The sequence below is a fragment of the Dactylosporangium sp. NPDC051484 genome, assembly GCF_040689395.1.
Taxonomy (GTDB): domain Bacteria; phylum Actinomycetota; class Actinomycetes; order Mycobacteriales; family Micromonosporaceae; genus Dactylosporangium.
On the sequence record NZ_JBFAZX010000004.1, the window covers coordinates 56506 to 80582 of the forward strand.

Sequence of the window (24077 nt, forward strand, 5' to 3'; positions counted from 1 at the left end):
TACGTTGTTGCGCGCGGCGGGCTCGCTGTCATGAGGTACGGACTCGAGTGCCGATCATGCGAATTGCCCCCGTTCTTCGCGTACACTGGCAAGACCGCTCCTTAGGGCCGACGTTGTCCCGATTTGCACTCGATAACGTCAGGAGGCCCCGATGGTTTATTCCCAGCCGGCGCGGCAGGGCCTATACGACCCTGCCTTTGAGCACGACGCCTGTGGGGTCGCCTTCGTCGCTGACATCCACGGTCGAAAGTCCCACGATGTCGTGTTCAAGGGCCTCACGGCGCTGCGCCGGATGGATCACCGAGGCGCTCGCGGTGCGGAGCCCAACACCGGCGACGGCGCTGGGATCATGATCCAGATTCCGGACGCGTTCCTGCGCGAGGTGGTGCCGTTCGCGCTGCCGCCCGCCGGGCAATATGCCACCGGCCTGGCCTTCCTGCCGACCGACGACGACGCCGCCGAGCGCGCCCAGCGGGTGCTGGAGAAGTACGCGCTGGTCGAGGGCGCCCAGGTGCTCGGCTGGCGGGACGTGCCCATCGACGCCACCGACCTCGGCGCCACCGCCCTGGCCGCCATGCCGCGCATCCGCCAGGTGTTCCTCAGCGCGGAGCGGCTCGGCACGCCCGGCGTGGTGCTGTCCGGCCTGGAGCTTGACCGCGTCGTCTACTGCGTGCGCAAGCAGGCCGAGCGGGAGACCCGCGAGCGCGGTATCAAGCTGTACCTGCCGTCGCTGTCCGCGCGCACGATCACGTACAAGGGCATGCTCACCCCGGACCAGGTCGTGTCCTACTTCCCCGACCTGTCCGACGAGCGGGTGGCCTCGGCGATCGCCCTGGTGCACTCGCGCTTCTCCACCAACACGTTCCCGTCGTGGGAGCTCTCGCACCCGTATCGCATCATCGCCCACAACGGCGAGATCAACACGATCCGCGGCAACCGCAACTGGATGGCCGCCCGCGAGGCGCTGCTGGCCACGGAAACCCTGCCCGGCAACATCCGCCGGCTGTTCCCGATCTGCACGCCCGAGGCGTCGGACTCGGCGAACTTCGACGAGGTTCTGGAGCTGCTGCACCTGGCCGGGCGAAGCCTGCCGCACGCGGTGCTGATGATGATCCCGGAGGCATGGGAGAACGACCCGCGCATGGACCCGCTGCGCCGGGCGTTCTACCGCTTCCACGCCTGTCTCATGGAGCCCTGGGACGGCCCGGCCAGCGTCGCGTTCACCGACGGCACCATCGTCGGCGCCGTGCTGGACCGCAACGGCCTGCGCCCCGGCCGCTGGTGGCAGACGAGCGACGGGCTCGTCGTGCTGGCCAGCGAGGCCGGTGTGCTCGACCTCGACCCGGCCACGATCGTGGCCAAGGGCCGCTCGGCGCCGGGCAAGATGCTGCTCGTCGACACCGCCGCCGGGCGCATCCGCACCGACGACGAGATCAAGGCAGAGCTCGCCTCGGCCGAGCCGTACCAGGAGTGGCTGCACGCCGGGCTCATGGACCTCGACCAGCTGCCTGAGCGCGAGCACATCGTGTACACGCACGACTCCGTGCAGCGCCGGCAGCAGACGTTCGGGTACACCGAGGAGGAGCTCAAGATCCTCATCGGCCCGATGGCCAAGGCCGGCGCCGAGCCGCTCGGCTCCATGGGCACCGACACCCCGGTCGCGGTGCTCTCCACCCGGCCGCGGCTCATGTATGACTACTTCACCCAGCTGTTCGCGCAGGTCACCAACCCGCCGCTGGACGCGATCCGCGAGGAGCTGGTGACCAGCGTCGCCGCCACCATCGGCCCGGAGGGCAACCTCCTGCGGCCCGGGCCGGCGTCCTGCCGCCAGATCGCCCTGCCGTACCCCGTCATCGACAACGACGACCTGGCCAAGATCCTGGACATCGACGACGACGGCGACCTGCCCGGCTTCAAGGCCGTGCGGGTGTCGGGCCTCTACCCGGTCCGCGACGGCGCGACCGGCCTCAAGCGCCGCCTCGTCGAGATCATGCGCGGCGTGTCCGAGGCCATCGAGGACGGCGTGCGGATCCTGGTGCTGTCCGACCGCGACTCCACCGCCGACCTGGCCCCGATCCCGTCGCTGCTGCTCACCGCCGCGGTCCACCAGCACCTGGTGCGCGAACAGACCCGCACCCAGGTGTCGCTCGTCGTCGAGTCCGGCGACTGCCGCGAGGTGCACCACGTGGCGCTGCTGTCCGGCTTCGGCGCGTCGGCGGTCAACCCCTACCTGGCCTTCGAGAGCGTCGAGGACCTCATCGCCACCGGGACGCTGACGGACATCGACCCGGACAAGGCGATCCACAACTACGTCAAGGGGCTCGGCAAGGGCGTCTTGAAGATCATGTCCAAGATGGGCATCTCCACCGTCTCGTCGTACTGCGGCGCTCAGGTCTTCGAGGCCGTCGGCCTCGACCCGCAGCTCGTCGAGCGGTATTTCACCGGCACGCCCAGCAAGATCGGCGGCATCGGCCTGGCCGAGGTGCACGCCGAGATCGCCGCCCGGCACGCCCGGGCCTACCCGGCCAACGAGGCCGAGCGGGCGCACCGGCGGCTCGAGGTCGGCGGCGAGTACCAGTGGCGCCGCGAGGGCGAGCTGCACCTGTTCAACCCGGAGACCGTGTTCCTGCTGCAGCACGCGACCCGGTCCCGGCAGTACGACGTCTTCCGCCGCTACACCGCCAAGGTCGACGAGCTCGCCGGGCGGGCCGGCTCCCTGCGCGGGCTGTTCGAGCTGCGCATCGGCACGCGGCCCGCGGTGCCGCTCGACGAGGTCGAGCCGGCCGCGGAGATCGTCAAGCGGTTCGCGACCGGCGCCATGTCCTACGGCTCCATCTCGGCCGAGGCCCACGAGACGCTCGCGATCGCGATGAACAACATCGGCGGCAGGTCCAACACCGGCGAAGGCGGCGAGGACCCGGACCGGCTGCACGACCCGCGCCGCCGCTCCGCGGTCAAGCAGGTCGCCAGCGGACGCTTCGGCGTGACCACCGAATACCTGGTCAACGCCGACGACCTGCAGATCAAGATGGCCCAGGGCGCCAAGCCCGGCGAGGGCGGGCAGCTGCCCGGCAACAAGGTGTGGCCGTGGATCGCCAAGACCCGCCACGCCACCCCCGGCGTCGGGCTCATCTCCCCGCCGCCGCACCACGACATCTACTCCATCGAGGACCTGGCGCAGCTCGTCTTCGACCTCAAGAACGTCAACCCCGCGGCGCGCGTGCACGTCAAGCTCGTCTCCGAGGTCGGCGTGGGCACCGTCGCCGCCGGCGTGGCCAAGACCAAGGCCGACGTCATCCTGATCTCCGGGCACGACGGCGGCACCGGCGCCTCGCCGCTCAACTCGCTCAAGCACGCGGGCACGCCGTGGGAGCTGGGCCTGGCCGAGACGCAGCAGACGCTGCTGCTGTCGGGCCTGCGCGACCGGGTCTGCGTCCAGGTCGACGGGCAGCTCAAGACCGGCCGGGACGTGGTCGTGGCGGCGCTGCTGGGCGCCGAGGAGTTCGGCTTCGCGACCTCGCCGCTGATCGTCTCCGGCTGCATCATGATGCGGGTCTGTCACCTCGACACCTGTCCGGTCGGCATCGCCACGCAGAACCCGGTGCTGCGCAAGCGGTTCAACGGCTCGCCGGAGTTCGTCGAGAACTTCTTCTGGTTCATGGCCGAGGAGGTCCGCGGCTACCTGGCCGAGCTCGGCTTCCGCACGCTCGACGAGGCGATCGGGCACACCGAGCTGCTCGACGTGCGCCCGGCGGTCGACCACTGGAAGGCCGGTGGGCTGGACCTGACGCCGCTGCTGCACGTTCCCCCGCTCGCCGACGACGCGGCGCGGCGGCAGACCACCAAGCAGGATCACCGCCTGGAGCGGGCGCTGGACAACCAGCTCATCGCGGCGGTGTCACCGGCCCTGGACGCCGGCGAGTCGATCCGGCTCGAGGTCGCGGTGCGCAACGAGCACCGCTCCGTGGGTGCCATGCTGGGCGGCGAGATCGTGCGGCGGGTCGGCGGCGCGGGCCTGCCCGACGACACCGTGGACATCACGTTGCGCGGCACCGCCGGGCAGTCGTTCGGCGCGTGGGTCCCCGGGGGCGTCACCCTCCGGCTGGTCGGCGACGCCAACGACTACGTGGGCAAGGGCCTGTCCGGCGGGCGGCTGATCGTGCGGCCCGACGAGCGCGCGCCGTTCGTCGCCGAGGAGCAGATCATCGGCGGCAACACCGTGCTGTACGGCGCGACCGCCGGCCGGCTGTTCATGCGCGGCCGGGCCGGCGAGCGCTTCGCGGTGCGCAACTCCGGCGCCGTCGCGGTCGTCGAGGGCGTGGGCGACCACGGGTGCGAGTACATGACCGGCGGTACCGTCGTCGTGCTCGGCCCCACCGGCCGCAACTTCGCCGCGGGCATGTCCGGCGGGGTCGCCTTCGTCTGGCGGCTCGATCGCGCCCTGGTCAACCAGGAGCTGGTCGACCTGCGTCCGGTGTCCGACCCGGAGGCGCTGCGCGCCCACGTGCGCGAGCACCTCGCCGAGACCGGCTCGGCCGTGGCCGAGCGGCTGCTGGCCGACTGGGACTCCGCGGTCGCGGAGTTCACCGAGGTCATGCCGCGCGACTTCGAGCGCGCGATGGAGGCGATTCGGGCCGCCGAGGCTGCCGGCCGCGACGTGGATGCGGCTGTCATGGAGGTGGCACGTGCCTGACCCGAACGGTTTCCTGCGCGCCGAGCGGCGGCTGCCGGCCCGCCGGCCGGTCCCGGTCCGGCTGCGGGACTGGCGCGAGGTGTACCCGTCCGCCTCCGACGAGCTGATCCGGGAGCAGGCCGGTCGCTGCATGGACTGCGGCATCCCGTTCTGCCACGACGGCTGCCCGCTGGGCAACCGCATCCCGGACTGGAACGACCTGGTCCGCACCGGCGACTGGGACTTCGCGATCGAGGCGCTGCACGCCACGAACAACTTCCCGGAGTTCACCGGCCGGCTGTGCCCGGCGCCGTGCGAGGCCGCCTGCGTGCTGTCCATCGCCGGCGGCCAGGCGGTCACCATCAAGCAGGTCGAGGTCGAGATCATCAACCGGGCCGTGGCGTCCGGGCGGGTCACCCCGCGCCTCGCCCCGGAGCGCACCGGGAAGAGCGTCGGCGTCGTCGGCTCCGGCCCCGCCGGGCTCGCCGCCGCGCAGCAGCTGGCCCGGGCCGGGCACGACGTCACCGTCTACGAGCGCGACGACGCGCTCGGCGGCCTGCTGCGATACGGCATCCCGGACTTCAAGCTCGAGAAGGAGCACATCGACCGGCGCCTGGAGCAGCTGCGCGCCGAGGGCGTGAAGTTCCGCACCGGCGTCAACGTCGGCGTGACCGTCTCCGTCGAGGAGCTGCGGGCGTCGCACGACGCCCTGCTGCTGGCCTGCGGCGCCCTCGCCAGCCGGGACACGCCCGAGACGCCGGGCCGGCAGCTGCGCGGCATCCACCTCGCGATGGACCACCTCATCGAGGCCAACCGCGTCGTCGCCGGCAAGCAGCCGTCCGCGTCGATCACCGCCGCCGGCAAGAACGTCGTCATCATCGGCGGCGGCGACACGGCCGCCGACTGCCTCGGCGTCGCGCACCGGCAGGGCGCGCGCTCGGTGCTGCAGCTCGACCAGTACCCGCTGCCTCCGCAGGAGCGCGACGAGTCCCGCGACCCGTGGCCGACCTGGCCGTGGATCCTGCGCAACTACCCCGCCCACGAGGAGGGCGGGGAGCGCGCCTTCGCCGTCGCCGTCACCTCGTTCGAGGGCGACGCGGACGGCAACCTCACCGCGGTGCGCATCGCCGAGGTCCAGGTCTCCAGGGTGGACGGACGGCGAGTCGTCACCGTCGTGGAGGGGACCGAGCGGGAGTACCCGGCCGACCTCGTCCTGCTCGCCATCGGCTTCGAGGGCACGGAGGAGGGCCCGCTGCTGACCACGCTGGGCCTGACCCGCAACCGCCGCGGCGGCATCGACAGCGGCGCCGACTGGCAGACCAGCGCCCCCGGCGTCTTCGTCGCCGGCGACATGCACCGAGGCGCGTCGCTCATCGTGTGGGCGATCGCCGAGGGCCGCGCCGTCGCCGCGTCGATCCACGACTACCTGGGCGGCGACGGCCACCTGCCCTCGCCGGTCGACCCGGCCGCAGTGTCCCTGTCCGCCTGAGAGGAGACCCTTACCCGCGCCCGGTTTGCGCGTTCTGCGGGAACGTACGCGCGGGGTCGCCGGCGTCGCGGAGCCTCCGGTACCGTCACGGTGTTCGATGCGCATCGTGGCGGGGGAGGGTGCGATGGGCGAGCCGGGTTTCACGGTGGACCTGCACGCGGTAGACGGATTCGGCACCGAGCTCCGGCACGACCTGGACGTGCACCTGTCGTCGGAGAAGATCCAGACCCTGCACATCTTCGCCGGACTCCCGACGTTCGGCACCCGGACCGCAAGCCCGGTCGTCCAGCAGGCCGCGCGGGACTACCACGCGCGCCTGCTGGAGCTGTATGAGGTGATGGACGCCCTGCTCTACAACGGCGAGGTGATGGCACGCGCGGCCCACACCATCGCCGACGCATACGCCACCGCCGACACCCTCTCCGGCGAGGACGTGACCGCTGCTCTCAAGGGCGCGAGGCAGACGGCGAACGCTGACGTCAACGCCGTCGATCCGACCACGGGCAGGCCGATCTGATGGCTCAGACCTACGATGACTACACGCTGGCCAAGCTCTGGGAGATGGTCAAGGACGAGGATCCCGAGACCGGCTTCACGCACGTCAACGCCCTGAATCGGATGCGCGCCGCCCTGGAGCAGCAACGCGACAACCTGAGGACGCAGCGGGACCGCCTGATCGAGGGCTGGCCCCCGGAGCGTAGTGAGGCCGCGACGGCGTTCGTCGGGCGAATCAACGACATGATCGATGTGATGACGTACACCGCGGCCGCCGCCGGCCGCATCTGCACGGGCGTCGACGAGGTGTTCGCCGCGATCCGCGAGGCGAGGCGCCAACTGGAGCCATTGCTGGACGAGTACGCCAGCCGCATCCCCGGCCAGGGCCTGTCGGTCGCGAACAAGGACCACGCCGAGTTGGACCAGCGCGGCCGAAACGTCTTGATCGCAGCCGACACCAAGGCGGCCAAGGCATCCGGGATGCTCAGCTCCAGCCTGCCGCCCTATCGACGCATTGACAACCCCGGCGAATCCATCACCCCGAGCACGGCGGGTTCGGAAGGCGGTCCGGGCTCCTCTGCCAGCGTCCGAGCGTCCGGAGGTGGCCAATCGGTGCTGCCGGCGCCCGTATTCCGTCCGCCGCTGCCCGCGTCAGTAGGCGGCGCATTTCCCGGTAGTGGTTCTGGTGCCGAATCGTCCGGCGCTGACGATGCGCCCGCACTGGCCGGCGGTGTCGCTGGCCAACCGAGCACTGCCGGCGGTGGAGGGGCCGGCTATCCCGTGCCGGGCCAGGCGGGACTCATTGGCGGCGTCGGCCCTGGCCGCTCGGCGCCGGCCGCGATCAGCGCCGTCGCTTTCCGGCCCGGCGGAATCGGGCCGGGCGGTGTGATCGGCGCACCCAGGCCGTCCGATTCCCCAAACGGCCAGTTCACCACGACGCCGATGGCCGGCGCTGGTTCGCGGACGGGGTCCGCGCAACCGGCGCAGCGTCAGATGACCGGGAGGCCGGCTGTGTCGCGCGAGCCGCTCGAATCAGGAAGAACCGGCGGCACTGCTGGCGGGTACAGAGACGACTCCTTCGAGCGGTATGCCGAGCGCCGCCGGTCGAAGCGCACCGACAGCGACGAGCTGTGGTCGGTAGACGAGGGGGTGTCTCCGGTGCTCGACGCAACCAGACCGCAGAGCCATGATCCGGGTCCGGGCGTGTTGGGGATCGACCGTTGATTGTTTCGCTCCGGCGCGTGAGCGCCACAGCGCTGGCGATCGTTCTGGCGGTGATGGCGGCTGCATGCCCAGCGGCCGCTGACAACATCCGTGATCTGCAGTGGCACCTTGCCGCACTGTCCATTCCGGAGGCGCAGAAGATCAGCCAGGGCGAGGGAGTGATGGTCGGCCTTCCGGACACTGGAGTCGACGTCAAGCACGCGGAGTTGACCGAGGCGGTGTTACCCGGGAAGGGGTTCGGGGAGGGCAACGACACTGACGGGATGGTTGACTTCCTCGGCCACGGCACGGCGATGGCCGGCCTGATCGCCGGGCGCGGCCTTCCGAACGGCGGTGGTGTGCTCGGCGTAGCGCCGAAGGCCATGATTCTGCCGCTGCAGACCTTGCGTAACGACGACGGACATGGGGTGGCGGCGCTTCTCGCGGAAGGCATCAACTGGGCTGTCGACCACGGTGCGAAGGTCATCTGCGTGGCTGCGGTTACTGGCGAGGATTCCCAGGTCCAGGCCGCTGTCGACCATGCCCTGCGATCGGACGTCGTTGTGGTCGCAGGAGTCGGCAACACGCCGGATGCGACCACGGTCGGATTCCCCGCGAAGCTGCCGGGGGTACTGGCGGTGGGTGGCACAGACCGCAACGGCGACCATGCGTCGATCTCGGCGACCGGGCCCGAGATGCTGGTCGCCGCACCCGCGGTGGATGTTGTCTCGACAAGACCGTTTGGCAAGTACGCCCTTGGGACGGGCACCAGTGACGCTACCGCGATCGTGGCTGGGGTGGTGGCGTTGGTTCGGGCCAGGTTTCCGGGGCTCTCCGGGGTCGAGGTCGTCCACCGGATCACGGCCACCGCTACCGACAAGGGTAAGCCTGGGCGGGACGACGAATACGGCTTCGGGATCGTGAACCCCGTGGCTGCGCTCACCGCCGATGTGCCGTCCGCGGCGGCCTCGCCGTCGACGGGTGGGTCACCACCCCTTGCCGGCACACAGCCTGTGGGGGATGGTGGGGCGGTCAGGGTCGCCTTGCTCGTCGGTGGGGTGGTGGTGCTCGTCGGGGGGCTGGTGATCGCGGTGTGGCGGTGGCGGCTGCCGCGAGATTGATCACCTCCAGGTTAGTGTGTGGCGATCACCCCTGGCGGGTAAGGCGCGCAGAATGGGGAACACGGTCGTTGACACGCTCGCGCCGCTGGGGGTTGCGCTCGGGGCCGCATTGCTGGGGCTGCTCGCGGTGCAAGTCCTGCACAAGGTGATCCTGCGGGTCGGGCGGCAGTCGAAGTTCTTCTGCGAGCTCGCCAACCGGATCCACCGGCCGATGCAATGGGTCGTCGTGCTCTGCGCGGTGTACTTCGCGGTGCGCGCCACCGCCGACGGGGCGCCCTGGCGGCACGCGTTCCTGCACGCCGATCAGCTGGTCATCATCGCGGCGGCCGCCTGGCTGCTGGTGTCGCTGCTCGTGGTGGTCGAGGACACCGCGCTGTCGCGGGTCCGCACCGACGTTCCGGACAACCGTACGGCCCGGCGCGTGCACACGCAGGTGGTGATGTTGCGGCGGGTCACGGTGGCGGTCGTGGCGGTGCTGGCCGGCGCGGTGATGCTCATGACGATCCCCCAGGCGCGGCTCGTGGGCACGAGCGTGCTCGCCAGTGCCGGGTTCGCGGGCATCATCGCCGGTCTCGCGGCGCAGAGCGTGCTGCGCAACATGTTCGCGGGGCTGCAGCTGGCCTTCTCCGACGCGGTACGCCTCGGCGACGTGGTCATCGTCGAGAACGAGTGGGGGCGGATACAGGAGATCACCCTGTCGCACGTGGTCGTGCACGTGTGGGACGACCGGCGGCTGATCCTGCCGACCTCGTACTTCACCGAGAAGCCGTTCGAGAACTGGACCCGCACCGAGTCGGCGCTGCTCGGCGCGGTCATGTTCGACGTGGACTGGTGGCTGCCGGTGCCGGAGATGCGCGAGGAACTGCGCCGGGCGCTGGAGTCGACGGACCTGTGGGACGGGCGGGTGTCGGTGCTGCAGGTGGTCGAGGCCACCGGCCACGCGATGCGGCTGCGGGCCTTGGTCAGCGCCCCGGACGCGCCGAAGCTGTGGGACCTGCGCTGCTTCGTGCGCGAGCACCTCGTGACCTGGCTGCGCGACGCGCACCCGTCGGCGCTGCCGCGCATGCGGGCCGAGATGAACTCGGCGATGCCGCTGCACGCGACGCTCACCGGTCAGACCGTCACCACCGACGGGGACTCGCGGGTGTTCAGCCACAGCGTCGACGGCCGGGCCCGCGCGGAGGCGTTCACCGGGCGCGAGTGATGATCCGGGCCGCGACCAGTGTGGCCAGCACGCCCGCCACGATCGGCAGCGCCGGGCCCGTGAACGCCGCACACACCCACGACGAAGGCCGACAAGTAGACCAGCTGGCTCCTCGAAGTACAGCCACCAGAATGCGAACACGATCACCCACCACAGCCGGGCCGTGTCGAAGCCGCCCTGCACCGCCACGGTGGTCGACAGGATGATCTCGCCGAGCACGATGATGAACAGCAGGCCGTACCGCTCGGCGATGTGGTGCGGGTGCCACGGCGTGGACCGGTCCCGCTCATGCACGCGGTGACGCCGGCGGCCATGCGCAGCGCGGTGCGCCGGCCCTCGGTGCTCGCGCGCGCGGCACGCAGCCACTGTGCGGCGAGCGCGATCCGCATGATCGCGTAACCGAGCGTGACGATTCCGAGCCGCTCCTCGAACGCGCCGGGCATGCCGGCCGCCAGTGCCAGGACCCCGGCGATCTGCAGTAGGGCCGTCAGCCGATAGGGGACGTCATCGGTGTCGTACGCCGAGGCGAACTGCGATGGCGACCACGAAGCACAGGTCGAACAGCAGCTCGAGCGGGGTCGCCACCCGGTGCGTCTCGCGGGTGTCGCGGGCGCGCATGGGCCAGCGCCATTGGGGGATGGTGGCCATCGGACCAGTATCGGGGAAACCCCCAGTGGACGGCGTCTCAACTGATGGCTTGTGACCGGGGCAGCCGAAACGCGCGGTGGCGAAGGGGCTAGCCTCGAGATGTGACTCGACGCGCCAAAATCGTCTGTACGCTCGGCCCGGCCACATCGTCGGCCGAGCGGCTCCGTGGCCTAGTCGACGCCGGGATGGACGTCGCGCGGCTCAACTTCAGCCACGGTAGCCACGAGGATCATGCCTCGGTGTACAACCTCGTTCGGGAGGCCGCCATCGCCGCCGGCCGCCCCGTTGGAATTCTCGCAGACCTCCAGGGTCCCAAGATCCGTCTCGGCCGCTTCGCAGACGGACCGCACGAGTGGCGGAATGGGGACACCGTCGTCATCACCAGTGACGACATTCTCGGCACTGCCGACCGGGTCTCGTGCACGTACAAGAAGCTTCCGCAAGAGGTCAAGCCCGGCGACCGACTGCTCATCGACGACGGCAAGGTCGCCGTCGAGGTGATCGCCGTCAACGGCAACGACATCTCCGTCCTCGTCACCGAGGGCGGCCCGGTCTCCAACAACAAGGGCGTCTCGCTGCCGAACGTGGCCGTGAGCGTGCCGGCACTGTCTGAGAAGGACGCCGAGGACCTGCGCTTCGCGCTGCGCCTCGGCGCGGACTGGATCGCGCTGTCCTTCGTGCGCTCGCCCGAGGACATCAAGCTCGTCCACGAGATCATGGCGGAGGAGGGCATCCGTCGCCCGGTCATCGCCAAGGTCGAGAAGCCCGAGGCGGTCGCCTCCCTCGAAGCCATCGTCAACGCGTTCGACGGCGTCATGGTCGCGCGCGGTGACCTCGGCGTGGAGATGCCGCTCGAGCAGGTGCCGCTGGTGCAGAAGCGCGCCGTGCAGCTGTGCCGCGAGCAGGCCAAGCCGGTCATCGTCGCGACCCAGATGCTCGACTCGATGATCGAGAACGCGCGGCCGACCCGGGCCGAGGCCTCCGACGTGGCCAACGCGGTGCTCGACGGCGCCGACGCCGTCATGCTCTCCGGGGAGACTAGCGTCGGGAAGTACCCCATCCTGACCGTCTCCACGATGGCTCGCATCGTCGCGACCACCGAGGCCGGCTCGCTGTCCGTGCCCCGGCTGCAGCACGACCCGCGCACCAAGGGCGGTGCGCTCACCTCGGCGGCTTCCAACATCGCGCGCAACATCGGCGCGAAGGCGCTGGTCGCGTTCTCCCAGACGGGCGACACGGTGCGCCGCCTCGCCCGGCTGCACTGCGAACTGCCGCTGCTGGCGTTCACCCCGGAGCCAGGAGTCCGCAACCAGCTCACCCTCAGCTGGGGCGTGCAGACCTTCGACGTGCCGTTCGTGGCGCACACGGACGAGATGTTCAAGCAGGTCGACATGATCCTCGTCGGGCTGCCGTGGCTCGCGCCCGGCGACGACGTGGTCATCGTCGCCGGCTCGCCGCCCGGCACCCCGGGCTCGACGAACACGCTGCGGGTGCACCAGCTGGGAGCACTGTCACACGACTGAGTGGACCCGGTGGGTCGGCCCTTGCGTAGATTGTCCGTGTGACCGAACTGGTTGGCGGGCAGGCCGCGGTGGACGACCTCGTCCGGCTCCTGGATCTTGAGGCACTGGGGGACGACCGGTTCCTGGGCATCAGCCCGCCGGTCGGCCCCCAGCGTGTCTATGGCGGGCAGGTGGCCGGCCAGGCGCTGGTCGCCGCCGGGCGCACCGTCGACCCGCAGCGGCGGGTCCACTCGCTGCACGGCTACTTCGTGCGCCCGGGCGATCCGAGCGTGCCGATCACGTACACCGTGGAGAACATCCGCGACGGCCGGTCGTTCTCGGTGCGCCGCTCCGTCGCCGAGCAGCACGGCAAGGTGATCTTCTTCATGTCCGCCTCGTTCCACCGCCACGAGGAGGGCCTGGACCACCACGAGCCCGCCCCCGCGGACGTGCCCCCGCCTGACGAGTTGCCGACAATGGCGGAGCGTATGGCGAAGTACGAGGAGCGGGCCGGCATCTGGGCGGTCGTCCCGCGCCCGATCGACATGCGCTACGTCGGCGAGCCCGGCTGGGTCCGCCCGGGTGACCGCCCGGCCGAGGCCCGCCAGCGGGTCTGGATGCGCTTGGACGGCAAGCTGCCTGACGACCCGGTCCTGCACACCTGCGTGCTCACGTTCGCCTCCGACATGACGCTGCTCGACTCGGTCCTGTCCGCGCACGGCGCCGTCTGGGGACCCGGCGGCTTCGTCGGTGCGAGCCTCGACCACGCGATGTGGTTCCACCGCCCGTTCCGCGCCGACGAGTGGTTCCTCTATGACTGCGTGAGCCCATCCGCGTCCGGCGCGCGCGGCCTGGCCACCGGCCGCATGTTCAGCCTCGACGGACGTCACATCGCGACGGCCGTGCAGGAAGGCCTGTTGCGGCGCGTGGGAGGATGAGAGCATGCGCCTTTCAGCCCGAGTTGACTACGCGCTGCGTGCGGTGAGCGAGCTGGCGGCCACCTCCGCGGACGGCAGGCTGGTGACCGCGGATCGCCTCGCCTCGGCCCAGGAGATCCCGCCGAAGTTCCTGGAGAGCATCCTGCTGCAGCTGCGCCGAGGCGGCATCGTCGTGGCGCAGCGTGGCCCTGAGGGCGGCTACCGCCTGGCCCGCCCGGCCGGTGACATCTCCCTGGCGGAGATCATCCGCGTGATCGACGGCCCCCTCGCCAACGTCCGCGGCCAGCGCCCCGAGGAGCTCGGCTACCACGGCGCCGCGTCGGCCCTGCAAGACGTGTGGATCGCGCTGCGCGCCAACGAGCGGCTGATCCTGGAGACGGTCACGATCGAGGACGTGGTGACGGGCGAGCTGCCGGAGCGGGTGCGCAATCTGGTCGCCGACCCGCGCGCCTGGGTCTGAGGGGCCTTCGCATTTCCGGGACTCGGGTCCGCTTCACTCGCGGACCGTCCCTCCCGCGAGACACCGGGTCCGCGGTGCCAAGAGCAGTACTCGCTATTTTCGATCGGGTTAATAGGAGATAGGATCGGCGCATGATCGTCGTGCTCTCCGGGAATCCACGCCCTCACTCGCGCACGTTGCACCTGGCCGAGGAGGTCGGCGCCGCGCTCGCCGAGCGGCTGTCCCAGCCGGTACCGCACACCATCGACGTCGCGGCCCTCGGCACCCGCCTGCTGCAGCCCGGCGACGGCGTGGTCCTCGACGCGATCGGCCGGCTGCGCCGTGCGAGCCTGCTGGTGGTGGCGACCCCGACGTACAAGGGGACGTACACCGGCGTCCTGAAGGTCCTGCTCGACCAGCTGCCCGCCGACGGCCTGCGCGATGTCGCCGCCGTCACGGTCGTCACCGCCGGCGTCCGTCCCCAGGCCGATGCGACCGAGCGTTACCTGCAGGAGCTGCTCACCGAGCTCGGCGCCGTGCCCGTGCTGCCCGGCCTGGCCGTGGTGGAGTCGGAGCTGGCCAACGCCGGCACCGCCGCCGCCGAGTACGTGGCGCGCATCGGCGACTCCTTCACCGCCGCCGACGCGCCCTGACCGGCGCCGCTGCCCACGCGGGAGCCGGCCCACCCGGCGCCGACGTCAGTTGGGCAGCGAGGCGACCATCATCGGCGCCGCCGTGCCGCCGGCGCCGTGCTCGACCAACTCGTTGAGCGACCGGGCGATGCTCACCAGCGCATAGGTCTGCGTCACCCGCAGCGTCCGGTCCATCTCGAGATCGTCGGCCATGTCCAGCTCGGCGCGAATGCTGCGCAGGAAGCCCTCGGCGGCCTGCAGATACGGGTCGTGCGCTTTCGGCATGACCCGAGCGTAGGTCGCGGCCCCGCGTTCCTGGGCACGGTTCGCCCAGACCGGCGCCCGCGGCGTCGATCTGGTCTGCGCCCGTGTCCGCCGTGTCGCCAGGGCGGCCGGGCCGTGGGGCTATTGGGTTGTCGGGGCTACCGGGCTATCGGGGTTGCCAGGCCGCCGGCGGGGTGGTCAGCCGGCGCACGTGGGCCGGCATCCGCCCGCGCACCACGTCGGCGAGGCTGACCTCGTCGAGCACGTTGCGCACCGCGGCCCGCACGGCGACCCACAGCTGCTGCAGGTGCTCGGCGGTCCCGGAGTACAACGCCTCCTCTGGCCGCACCCCGCGGACCTCCGCGAGCGGCCCGTCGACGGCGCGTAGCACGTCGCCGACCATGATCTCTGACGGTTGGCGGGTGAGCACGTACCCCCCGTCGACGCCCCGCTGCCCCCGGACCAGGCCGGCCCGGCGCAGGTCGCCGAGCACCGCCTCGAGGAATTTACGGGGCATGTCCTGTTCGTCGGCGAGGCCGGCGGCCGAGACCACCGCCGGATAGGCGGCGGCGAGCCCAAGGGAGGCCCGCACCGCGTAATCCCCGCGCGCCGAGATGTGCATCGAAAGACTGCCTTTCCGGCCGGGTTTGTGGTACAGGTTTTTCCTATACCAATGTAGGGTGCCCGCTCGCGGGCGATCCCCGGGGTAGCGTTGTCGGATTATGCGATCCGATGAGCCACGCCGTGGTGCCGACCATAACGTGATGCGGGAGGTTAACCGCTCACTGGTGCTTGCCCTGGTCAAGGAGGGCGGTCCGGTCTCGCGGGCGAGCATCGCACGATCGACGACCCTGGCCAAGCCCACGGTGTCCGCGATCGTCGACGAGCTCATCGCCGACGGCCTGGTCCGCGAGATCGGCCCCGGCTCCACCGCCGTCAGCGGCGGGCGCCCCCCGATCCTGCTGGAGTTCAACGCACGCTCCCAGCTGGTGGTGGGCGTGCACATCGGCGCCCGCCGCACCGCGATCGCGATCGGCGACGCCGCCGGCGAGGAGATCGTCCGCCGCGAGTTCCCGACCCCGCGCCCCGGCGCGACCCCGACCGCCGCCGCACCCCCCGTGATCGCCGCCGATCCGCCGAGCGCCGCGGCGCCCCGGCCGGTCGACGCCGGTCCAGGTGAGGCCGCTCCGGCTGGGGCTACGCCGGGTTGGGCCGCTCCGGGTGGGTTCGGGCCGGGTTCTGCGGGTCCGGGTGGTGTCGCTTCGGACGGGGTCGGGCCTGGCGAGGTCGCTCCGGGTGGAGCCGGGTCCGGTTCAGCGAGTCCGAGTGGTGTTGCTCCGGCTGAGGTCGGGCCGGGTGGTGGTGGTGTCGCTCTGGACGAGGGCGGGCTGGATGGGGCTGCTGCGGGTCTGGCGGGTGTGCGTGATGCCGCTTCGCGTGGGGCGGGTCCGGGTGGTGTCGCTCTGGACGAGGGCGGGCTGGATGGGGCTGCTCCGGGTCTGGCGGGGGTGAGTGACGCCGCTCTGGACAGGGTCGGGCCGGATGGGGCCGGGCCGGGTGCCGGGCTGGTGGGTGAGCCGGCGGGCGCGTTCCGGGACGGACTCGCGCCCGCCGATCCCGGGGTGGTGTTACGGCTCGTGGCGAGCGAGGTGCGCGCCGCGATCGCCGGGGCCGGGCTGCCGGGTGCAAAGATCGCCGCGGTCGGCGCCGTGCTGCCGGGGCTCACCGACTTCCACACCGGCGTGTGCCTGTTGGCGCCCAACCTGGGCTGGCGCGACGTATCGGTCCGCGACATCCTCGCCGCCGAGCTCGGCGCACCCGTCTACGTCCACAACGCCGGGCAGGCCGCGGCCGTCGCGGAAAACCTTGAGGGGGCCGGGGGGCGGGTGGGGGACCTGGCGCTGCTGTACGCCGGCACCGGCCTGTCCGCCGGGATCCTCTCCGACGGCCGGGTGTTCCACGGCGTCGGCGGCACCGCCGGGGAGATCGGGCACAACGCGGTGCCGGGCATCGACGAGCCGTGCAACTGCGGCAACGTCGGCTGCCTGGAGACGGTGGCGTCGGGGCCGGCGATCGTGCGGGCCGCGCGGCGCGCGCTGGCGGAGGGGGAGGCGTCGGCGCTGGCGGAGGTGGACGGGTTCGACGCGCGCGACGTGGCGGCGGCCGCGCAGGCCGGCGACGCCGTGGCCGGGCGGGTCATCGCCACGGTCGGTGAGCACCTCGGCCTGGCCGCGTCGTGGCTGATCAACGCGTACAACCCGGCGCTCGTCGTGGTCGGTGGCGGCCTCGCCGCGATCGGTGACCTGCTGCTCGACCCGCTGCGCGCCGCCGCGGCCCGGCACGCCCTGGCGCCCGCGCTGCGGGGCGTGGAGATCCGCGCCTCGGTCCTGGGCCCGGACGCCGAGGTCCGCGGCGCGGTGCTGCTCGCCTTGCAGCACTCGGAGACGTACTACCGCGTGGTCTTCCGGGCCTGACCTCCGAACGCAGGGCTCCCTCCAGAACGCAACGCTCTGTTCCGCCGGGCGGGCACGGGCGGCGGGTCGGTCCGGCTCGGGGTTAGTTCTTTTCTTGAACTAACCCCGGCTCGCGGCGTAGCCTGGGGCCCACATCCGCCAATTCCCGCCCGCGAAGAGGTAGCTCATGAACGATTACCAGCCCAGCCGCGAGGACAAGTTCTCCTTCGGGCTGTGGACCGTCGGCTGGCAGGCCCAGGATGTGTTCGGCGGGCCGACGCGCGCGCCGCTGGACTCGGTCGAGGCCGTGCACCGGCTGTCGGACCTCGGCGCCGCCGCGGTGACGTTCCACGATGACGACCTGTTCCCGTTCGGCAGCGACGACGCGACTCGCGACAAGCTCATCGGGCGCTTCAAGGAGGCGCTGCGGGACACGGGCCTGCGGGTGGAGATGGTCACCACCAACCTGTTCAGCCACCCCATCTTCAAGGACGGCGGGTTTACCTCGAACGACCGCGCGGTCCGGCGCTTCGCGCTGAAGAAGGTGTTGCGCAACATCGACCTCGCCGCCGAGCTCGGGGCCGAGACGTATGTGCTGTGGGGTGGGCGCGAGGGGGCCGAGTCCGGCGGGGCGAAGGACGTCGCCGCGGCGCTGGACCGCTACCGCGAAGGGCTCAACCTGCTGTGCGCCTACGTGCGCGACCAGGGGTACGACATCCGGTTCGCGCTTGAACCCAAGCCCAACGAGCCCCGTGGCGACATCCTGCTGCCCACCATCGGCCACGCCCTCGCGCTCATCGCGACGCTCGAGGAGCCCGCGCGGGTGGGGCTCAACCCGGAGGTCGGCCACGAGGAGATGGCGGGGCTGAACTTCGCCCACGGCATCGCCCAGGCCCTGTGGCACGGCAAGCTGTTCCACATCGACCTCAACGGCCAGCACGGGCCGCGCTTCGACCAGGACCTGCGCTTCGGCGCCGGAAACCTCCGCGGCGCGTTCTGGACCGTCGACGTGCTCGAGAACGGTGGGTACACCGGCTACCGCCACTTCGACTACAAGCCGCCGCGCACCGAGGACTACGACGGGGTGTGGGAGACGGCCCGCGCCTGCATGCGCAACTACCTGATCCTGCGCGAGCGGGTGCGCGCGTTCCGCGCCGACCCCGAGGTGGCCGCGGCGCTGGCGGCGGCCCGGGTCGAGGAGCTCTACGAGCCGACGCTGGCCGAGGGCGAGACGATCGACTCGCTGCGGGCCGAGGAGTTCGACGTGGACAAGCTCGCCGCGCGCGGCGGCGCCTTCGAGGTCCTCGACCAGCTGGCGATGGAGCACCTGCTCGGGGTGCGCTCATGACCGGCCCGGAGCGCGGCGTAGGGGCCGGTCATCCTAGGTTCAGCTGGGCGGAGGTTTCGGCATGACCCTTGTCGCCGGGGTGGACACGTCCACCCAGTCGACGAAGGTGCTCGTGTGTGACGCGGACACCGGCGCGGTCCTGCGGGAGGGCCGGGCCGGGCACCCGGACGGGACCGAGGTCGCGCCCGAGCACTGGTGGCGCGCGTTGCAGGAGGCGACCGCCGGTGGGCTGCTCGACGGGGTCGCCGCCATCGGCGTCGGCGGGCAGCAGCACGGGATGGTCCTGGTCGACGAGGCCGGCGAGGTCGTCCGCGACGCGCTGCTGTGGAACGACACCCGCTCCGCCGGCGCCGCCGAGGACCTGATCGGCGAGCTGCCCGGCGGCGCCGCCGGCTGGGCCGAGGCCGTCGGGCTGGTGCCGGTGGCGAGCTTCACCGTCACGAAGCTGCGCTGGGTGGCCCGCAACGAGCCGGACGTCGCGGCCCGCGCGGCGGCCGTCATGCTGCCGCACGACTGGATCACGCACCGGCTGCGGGCCGGCGGCGGTGCGGAGCCGACCACGGACCGTGGCGACGCCTCCGGGACCGGGTACTGGTCGCCGTCGACCGGGCGGTATCGCACCGACCTGGTGCGCCTGGCGTTCGGGCGGGACCTCGCGCTGCCCCGCGTCGCCGGGCCGGCCGAGGTCGTCGGCGAGACCGATGGCGGCGCGCTGCTCGCCCCCGGCACCGGCGACAACATGGCCGCGGCGCTCGGCCTCGGCCTGCGCCCCGGAGACGTGGTGGTGTCGCTGGGCACGTCCGGCACCGTGTTCGGGGTCTGTGCGACGCCGGTGGCCGACCCCGGCGGCACGGTCGCCGGATTCGCCGACGCCAGCGGCCGGCACCTGCCGCTGGTCGCGACGCTGAACGCGGCCCGGGTGCTCACCGCGGCCGCGGACCTGCTCGGCGTGCCGCTGTCCAAGCTGGACGAACTGGCGCTGTCGGCGGAGCCGGGCGCGGGCGGGCTGACGCTGCTGCCCTATCTCGACGGCGAGCGCACCCCCAACCTGCCCGCCGCCCGCGGTCTGCTCAACGGCCTCACCCGCGCCAACGCCGGGCCGGCGAACCTGGCCCGCGCCGCGTACGAGGGCACGCTGTGCGGCCTGGCCGACGGCCTCGACGCGGTCCGCGCGGTCGGCGTGCCGGTGCAGCGGGTGCTGCTCATCGGCGGCGCCGCGGCCTCGGCGGCGGTCCGGGCGATCGCGCCGGCGCTGCTCGGGGTGCCGGTGAGCGTGCCGGAGCCGGGGGAGTACGTGGCGCTCGGCGCGGCCCGTCAGGCGGCGTGGGCGCTGCGCGGCACGGCCGAGGCGCCGGCGTGGCCGGTGTCCGCGGCCGAGGTCACCGCCGTCCCCGCCGAGGGGATCCGCAAGGTGTACGCCGAGGTGCGCGACCGTGCGCAGGCCCTGCTGCGGTGACCGGACCACCGCGCTGACACGGCTGCGCGGATGACGAGAGCGCTTTGTGTCAGGCCAGGGTTCGAGCCGGTTCGCGCCGGTTCGAACCCTGGCCCGCACCGCGTTCGCGGCGCGACGCGCCCACGGCGCGTCGTCCCGCCCGGGCGCGTCAGGCCGGCCAGTTGCCGGTGAGCCGGCGCACGCCGGCGGCGCCGCCGCGGTCGATGGCCGCCTTCACCACCGCGAAGATCGCGCCCTGGAGCGCGGCGGCGGCAAGGACCTCGGCCCAGCCGTACTCGCCCGACGTCGGCTCGGGCGCGTCCTCCTCGCCGGCCAGGCGCTTCCAAACCTGCTTGAACACGAAGCCCGCCGCCACCCCGCCGGCGATGCCGGACGCGATGCTCAACGGCTTGTACAGCAGCTTGCTCACCTGGGCTCCATCCGTCGGGTGGCGTCACGGCCGTGGGTTGCGGTAACGGATGAGCGCGGCCAGGATCAGCAGCGCGGAGCCGACGACCCACGGCGCCGGGCGGTCCCGCGCCGAGCGGACCATCCGGCGCAGCCCCGTCTCGACGCTGCGCCGCGGGTTGGTGCGCAGCTCGCGGCCCGCGTAGGCGGCGTTGACCGCCACCTGCTCGACGCCCTCGCGCATGCGCAGCCTCGCGGCCGTGACCGAGGAGTGCATCGCCTCCTGAGCGCGGGCCTTCACGTCCGCCTTCGCGGCGAGTGCCTCGACGGTCGCGCCGAGGCCGGCGCGGGTCCGGGCGATCTCCTCGCGCAGCGCGGCCGCGTCGGCGGCCGCGTTGTGCCCGTTGTGGCTGTACCGGTCGCCGCCGCGGCCGGAGCGGTCGTATCTGGGCTCGGCTGCGGTCATCGTTGCCCCCCGTGCTTGACCGAGGCGGCGATGACGTCGATGTCGGCGCGGACGCCGGCGACCGCGCCCTGCGGCATCGGCGATCCCGCCTTTCGCATCTGGCCGCGTCCGAGCAGCGCCAGCACGCCGGCGATGACCAGCAGTACCGCGCCGATGATCAGGGCCGACAGCCACGCCGGCACGGCCGCGGCCAGGCCGATGACGGCGGCCGCCAGCAGCGCGCCGACGCCGTAGAACGCGACGACGCCGGCGCCGCCGAACATGCCGGCCCCGACGCCGGCCCGCTTGCCCTTCTGGGTGAGCTCGATCTGGGCAAGCTTCAACTCGTCGCGCACCAGCGTGGACATCTGCTCGGCGGCGAGCCTGACGAGCTCTGCCGTGGACCGGTCGCCGACCGGCGTCGCGGGGCCGGCGACCGGGTTCTCTACGCGCGGCGGTGCGGCCGGGCGGTCGTTCAGGGTGTACGTCATGGCTTCTCCTCTCGGCCGTACCTGCCTGATTCCCCGCCCGGGCCAGGACCTAACCCGCAACTGTGGCCGCGGGCGCCCCACTGGCCCCGGGCGTCCCGCGCGCCGGCTCCGGCTCCTCCCGGGCCCGGGCCGGCAGCAGGAACGCGAGTCCCCCGGCGAGGGCGAGCAGGCCGAGCTCGAGCCACAGCACGCGCTCCAGCGAGCCGGTGAACCCGCCGCCAGCACCGAGCCAGGAGAAGAACGCGGTGCCGAGCACGGCGACGCCGACCGCGCCGCCGATCTGCTGCGCGGCGGTGAGGGTGCCGGACGCGGAGCCGACCTCGTGCTCGTCGACGGCGGCGAGGACGATGTCGAAGTACGGCGCCATCGACGCGCCCATGCCGGCACCCAGGACGAACAGGGCGGGCACCAGGGGCCACGGCGTGGCGAGCCCGGTCCCGCCGGTGGCGGCGAGGGTGGCCAGCAGCGCGGCGGCGCCGAGGCCGACGACCGCGGTACCGCCGACGAGTAGCCGCCGGCCGCCGAACCGGGCGCCGAGGGCCTGCGCGGCGACGGCGCCCGCTGCGGTGCCGAACGCCCACGGCGACTGGGCGAGGCCGGCGCGCAGCGGGGAGTAGCCGAGGCCGAGCTGGAGGTACACGCTGAGGATGAGGGTCAGGCCCATGAGCCCGGCGAAGAAGATCAGCCCGACCAGGAGACCCGCGTTGAAGCGGCGCTTGGCCAGCAGGGACGGCTCCACCAGCGGGCTGTGCCCGGCCCGCACGCGGCGGCGCTCGTAGCGCTGGAACATCGCGAAGGCCGGCAGGGACGCGATCATCGCCGCCCAGCACCACCAGGGCCAGCCGAGCTCGCGCCCCTGCACGAGGGGGAAGACGAGCAGGAGCAGCGCCGCGCCAAGCAGTGCGGTGCCGGGCAGGTCCAGGCGCAGCGCGGGATCGCGCTCGGTGGCGGCGCGGGGGAGCACCAGCGCGGCTCCGGCGAGCGCGGCCAGCCCCACCGGCAGGTTGATCAGGAAGATCATCCGCCAGCCGGTGCCGAACAGGTCGGCGCCGACGAGCAGTCCGGCGAGGATCGGCCCGCAGACCGCGGACAGGCCCATGACGGGGCCGAACGCGCCGAACGCCGCGCCGATCCGCTCGGGCGGGAACGCCGCCTTGATCAGGCCTAGACCCTGCGGGATGAGCACGGCGCCGGTCAGGCCCTGCAGCACGCGGAACGCGACCAGCCAGGCCGGGCCGGGGGCGAGCGCGCACAGCAGCGACATGAGGGTGAACCCGGCGGCCCCGGCCATGAACATGCGGCGGCGGCCGAAGATGTCGCCGAGGCGGCCACCGGTGACGAGGCCGATGGCGAACGCGAGGGTGTAGCCGGCGGCGAGCCACTGCAGAAACCCGGTGCCGCCGCCGAGATCGGCGCGGATGGACGGGCCGGCGATGGTGATGATCGTGGCGTCGAGGAGGTCCATCACCTCGGCGGCCAGCACGACGGCGAGGACGGCCCATTTCCAGCGGTAGGGATCGGGATGCGAACGGTGTTCGTTAATCACGAACACTGTTTTAGTTTCGAACACTGTTCGTGTCAAGTAATATTGCCCGGTGTCCGCAGCCGCGATCCCCGCCCCACCATGGCGGGCGCCGAAGAAGCCACCGGCCGCCCGCCAGCCCCTGAGCGCGGAGGCGGTGCTGAGCACGGCCCTGCGCCTTGTCGACCGGGACGGCCTCGACGCGCTCAGCATGCGGCGCGTCGCGCAGGAGCTCGGCACCGGCGCGGCGTCGCTCTACGCGTATTTCGCCAACAAGGAGGAGCTGCTCGAGCAGCTGCTCGACCGGGTCATCGGCGAGGTCCCGCTGCCGTCACCGGCCGCGCCCGACTGGGTCGCCGAGGTCAAGCGCAGCTGCTACGCCAGCCGCGCGGTCTTCTGCTCTCACCGCGACCTCGTCAAGGTCGCCCGGGCCAACATCCCCGTGGGCCCCAACTCGCTGCGGTACACCGAGGCGATGCTCGCCGTCCTGCGCGGCGCCGGCATCCCCGACCGCATCGCTGCCTGGAGCTTGGACCAGCTGTCGCTCGTCATCGTCGCCGACGCCGTCGAGGCCGCGATCCACGCCGAGCACGGCCGGCGCACCGAGGCCGACGCCGAGCCCTACTTCGCGCAGGTGCGCGACTACCTCGCCAACCTGCCCGCCGACGAGTTCCCCAACCTCGTCGCCATGGCGTCCAGCATGGTCGAGGGCAGCGGCGACGAGCGGTTCGCGTTCGCCATCGACCTCATGCTCGGCGGCCTCGCTCGATACGCCCGCGGCGGTGACGGGCGGTGACCGCCATCGTGGGACTCGTGCATCAGGGCACCGTGTACATCGGCGGCGACAGTGCTGGCGCGTCGGGGTGGAGCCTCACCGTCCGGGCCGACACCAAGGTCTTCCACAACAACGGGTATCTGTTCGGCTTCACCACGTCGTTCCGGATGGGGCAGCTCATCCGGTACTCGCTCAAACCCCCGAAGCCCGTCGGCGACATCGACCGCTTCATGGCCACCCGGTTCATCGACGCCGTCCGCGAGTGCCTCAAGGCCGGCGGCTGGGCTCGCCGCGACAGCGAGCGCGAGGAGGGTGGCACGTTCCTCGTCGGCGTCAAGGGCCGGCTCTTCACCGTCCACGACGACTACCAGGTCGCCGAGGCCGCCGACGGGTATGCCGCCGTCGGGGTCGGCGACGAGATCGCCCTCGGCGCCCTCTTCGCCACCGCCCAGTCCCGCATGGCCCCGCAGCGGCGCGTCGAGATCGCCCTGCGCGCCGCCGAACGCTTCAGCGCCGGCGTACGCGGCCCGTTCGTCTGCTTGTCCCAGCCACCGGGACTGCTTCCGGACTGAAGCATCGCACTACGGTGGGGC

Annotated in this window: 22 protein-coding genes and 2 pseudogenes; 15 read left to right on the top strand and 9 right to left on the bottom strand. The window is 72.2% G+C overall.

The annotated features are described in order from the left end of the window. The first annotated feature begins 151 nt into the window (after nucleotides 1-151). From gltB to AB0367_RS08995, 6 genes are all read left to right on the top strand, one after another. Complete coding sequence (gene gltB, locus AB0367_RS08970) at nucleotides 152-4693, top strand: glutamate synthase large subunit (protein ID WP_366225669.1); 4542 nt, start codon at nucleotides 152-154, stop codon at nucleotides 4691-4693. Then, nucleotides 4686-6161, top strand: coding sequence for a glutamate synthase subunit beta (locus AB0367_RS08975; RefSeq protein ID WP_366225670.1), 1476 nt, complete (start codon nucleotides 4686-4688; stop codon nucleotides 6159-6161). Before gltB ends, AB0367_RS08975 begins: the two co-directional genes overlap by 8 nt. A 97-nt stretch (nucleotides 6162-6258) precedes the next feature. Beyond that, nucleotides 6259-6678 carry a hypothetical protein gene (locus tag AB0367_RS08980; RefSeq protein WP_366225671.1) on the top strand — a complete coding sequence of 140 codons (420 nt, stop codon included), beginning with the start codon at nucleotides 6259-6261 and terminating at the stop codon, nucleotides 6676-6678. Next, complete coding sequence (locus AB0367_RS08985) at nucleotides 6678-7880, top strand: hypothetical protein (RefSeq protein WP_366225672.1); 1203 nt, start codon at nucleotides 6678-6680, stop codon at nucleotides 7878-7880. The genes AB0367_RS08980 and AB0367_RS08985 overlap by 1 nt, the downstream gene beginning before the upstream one ends. A gap of 17 nt (nucleotides 7881-7897) precedes the next feature. Next, nucleotides 7898-8980 carry a S8 family serine peptidase gene (locus AB0367_RS08990; RefSeq protein ID WP_366225673.1) on the top strand — a complete coding sequence of 361 codons (1083 nt, stop codon included), beginning with the start codon at nucleotides 7898-7900 and terminating at the stop codon, nucleotides 8978-8980. Between the two features lie 52 nt (nucleotides 8981-9032). Then, nucleotides 9033-10184: a mechanosensitive ion channel domain-containing protein gene (locus AB0367_RS08995; RefSeq protein ID WP_366225674.1), complete on the top strand. Its 1152-nt coding sequence runs from the start codon at nucleotides 9033-9035 to the stop codon at nucleotides 10182-10184. 162 nt (nucleotides 10185-10346) lie between these two features. Here the strand turns inward: AB0367_RS08995 and AB0367_RS09000 are convergent. The 3 genes and pseudogenes from AB0367_RS09000 to AB0367_RS09010 form a co-directional block, all read right to left on the bottom strand. Beyond that, nucleotides 10347-10550, bottom strand: a pseudogene (locus tag AB0367_RS09000) (low temperature requirement protein A); the annotation flags it as partial. Further along, nucleotides 10535-10675, bottom strand: a pseudogene (locus tag AB0367_RS09005) (low temperature requirement protein A); the annotation flags it as partial. The pseudogenes AB0367_RS09005 and AB0367_RS09000, both read right to left, overlap by 16 nt. Nucleotides 10676-10688: 13 nt before the next feature. Beyond that, nucleotides 10689-10832 carry a hypothetical protein gene (locus AB0367_RS09010; RefSeq protein WP_366226051.1) on the bottom strand — a complete coding sequence of 48 codons (144 nt, stop codon included), beginning with the start codon at nucleotides 10830-10832 and terminating at the stop codon, nucleotides 10689-10691. Nucleotides 10833-10933: 101 nt separating this feature from the next. On the opposite strand from AB0367_RS09010, the gene pyk reads away from it, so the two are divergent. The 4 genes from pyk (at nucleotide 10934) to AB0367_RS09030 (ending at nucleotide 14364) form a co-directional block, all read left to right on the top strand. After that, nucleotides 10934-12355, top strand: coding sequence for a pyruvate kinase (gene pyk / locus AB0367_RS09015; RefSeq protein WP_366225675.1), 1422 nt, complete (start codon nucleotides 10934-10936; stop codon nucleotides 12353-12355). Between the two features lie 47 nt (nucleotides 12356-12402). Further along, nucleotides 12403-13272, top strand: a complete 870-nt coding sequence (locus AB0367_RS09020) for an acyl-CoA thioesterase II (RefSeq protein WP_366226033.1) — start codon at nucleotides 12403-12405, stop codon at nucleotides 13270-13272. A gap of 4 nt (nucleotides 13273-13276) precedes the next feature. Continuing rightward, nucleotides 13277-13732, top strand: a complete 456-nt coding sequence (locus tag AB0367_RS09025; RefSeq protein WP_366225676.1) for an Rrf2 family transcriptional regulator — start codon at nucleotides 13277-13279, stop codon at nucleotides 13730-13732. Between the two features lie 131 nt (nucleotides 13733-13863). Continuing rightward, nucleotides 13864-14364 carry an NAD(P)H-dependent oxidoreductase gene (locus AB0367_RS09030; RefSeq protein WP_366225677.1) on the top strand — a complete coding sequence of 167 codons (501 nt, stop codon included), beginning with the start codon at nucleotides 13864-13866 and terminating at the stop codon, nucleotides 14362-14364. 45 nt (nucleotides 14365-14409) lie between these two features. Here the strand turns inward: AB0367_RS09030 and AB0367_RS09035 are convergent, their stop codons facing one another. Both AB0367_RS09035 and AB0367_RS09040 read right to left on the bottom strand, forming a co-directional pair. Beyond that, entirely contained in the window at nucleotides 14410-14628 is a 219-nt protein-coding gene (locus AB0367_RS09035) for a hypothetical protein (RefSeq protein ID WP_366225678.1), read from the bottom strand. A gap of 145 nt (nucleotides 14629-14773) precedes the next feature. Beyond that, nucleotides 14774-15229: an Rrf2 family transcriptional regulator gene (locus tag AB0367_RS09040; protein WP_366225679.1), complete on the bottom strand. Its 456-nt coding sequence runs from the start codon at nucleotides 15227-15229 to the stop codon at nucleotides 14774-14776. A gap of 142 nt (nucleotides 15230-15371) precedes the next feature. On the opposite strand from AB0367_RS09040, the gene AB0367_RS09045 reads away from it, so the two are divergent. The 3 genes from AB0367_RS09045 (at nucleotide 15372) to xylB (ending at nucleotide 19864) form a co-directional block, all read left to right on the top strand. Further along, nucleotides 15372-17081: an ROK family protein gene (locus AB0367_RS09045; RefSeq protein ID WP_366225680.1), complete on the top strand. Its 1710-nt coding sequence runs from the start codon at nucleotides 15372-15374 to the stop codon at nucleotides 17079-17081. A gap of 166 nt (nucleotides 17082-17247) precedes the next feature. Further along, nucleotides 17248-18408 (top strand): xylose isomerase, encoded by a 1161-nt coding sequence (xylA, locus tag AB0367_RS09050; protein WP_366225681.1) that lies wholly within the window; start codon nucleotides 17248-17250, stop codon nucleotides 18406-18408. Nucleotides 18409-18469: 61 nt separating this feature from the next. Further along, nucleotides 18470-19864, top strand: a complete 1395-nt coding sequence (gene xylB / locus AB0367_RS09055; protein WP_366225683.1) for a xylulokinase — start codon at nucleotides 18470-18472, stop codon at nucleotides 19862-19864. Between the two features lie 148 nt (nucleotides 19865-20012). Here xylB and AB0367_RS09060 read toward each other — a convergent pair whose 3' ends face one another. Genes AB0367_RS09060 through AB0367_RS09075 form a run of 4 tightly spaced genes read right to left on the bottom strand, consistent with a single transcriptional unit; the run spans nucleotide 20013 to nucleotide 22733 of the window. Beyond that, entirely contained in the window at nucleotides 20013-20273 is a 261-nt protein-coding gene (locus AB0367_RS09060) for a DUF4235 domain-containing protein (protein ID WP_366225684.1), read from the bottom strand. Nucleotides 20274-20297: 24 nt separating this feature from the next. Then, complete coding sequence (locus tag AB0367_RS09065; RefSeq protein WP_366225685.1) at nucleotides 20298-20717, bottom strand: DUF3618 domain-containing protein; 420 nt, start codon at nucleotides 20715-20717, stop codon at nucleotides 20298-20300. Then, a complete protein-coding gene (locus AB0367_RS09070) occupies nucleotides 20714-21187 on the bottom strand; it encodes a phage holin family protein (RefSeq protein ID WP_366225686.1) in 474 nt (157 codons plus the stop codon). Before AB0367_RS09070 ends, AB0367_RS09065 begins: the two co-directional genes overlap by 4 nt. A 49-nt stretch (nucleotides 21188-21236) precedes the next feature. Beyond that, nucleotides 21237-22733, bottom strand: coding sequence for an MFS transporter (locus AB0367_RS09075; protein ID WP_366225687.1), 1497 nt, complete (start codon nucleotides 22731-22733; stop codon nucleotides 21237-21239). A gap of 49 nt (nucleotides 22734-22782) precedes the next feature. On the opposite strand from AB0367_RS09075, the gene AB0367_RS09080 reads away from it, so the two are divergent. Next, on the top strand, nucleotides 22783-23505 hold the full coding sequence (locus tag AB0367_RS09080) for a TetR/AcrR family transcriptional regulator (protein ID WP_366225688.1): 723 nt from the start codon (nucleotides 22783-22785) through the stop codon (nucleotides 23503-23505). After that, on the top strand, nucleotides 23502-24056 hold the full coding sequence (locus AB0367_RS09085) for a hypothetical protein (protein WP_366225689.1): 555 nt from the start codon (nucleotides 23502-23504) through the stop codon (nucleotides 24054-24056). Before AB0367_RS09080 ends, AB0367_RS09085 begins: the two co-directional genes overlap by 4 nt. Nucleotides 24057-24077 lie beyond the last annotated feature (21 nt).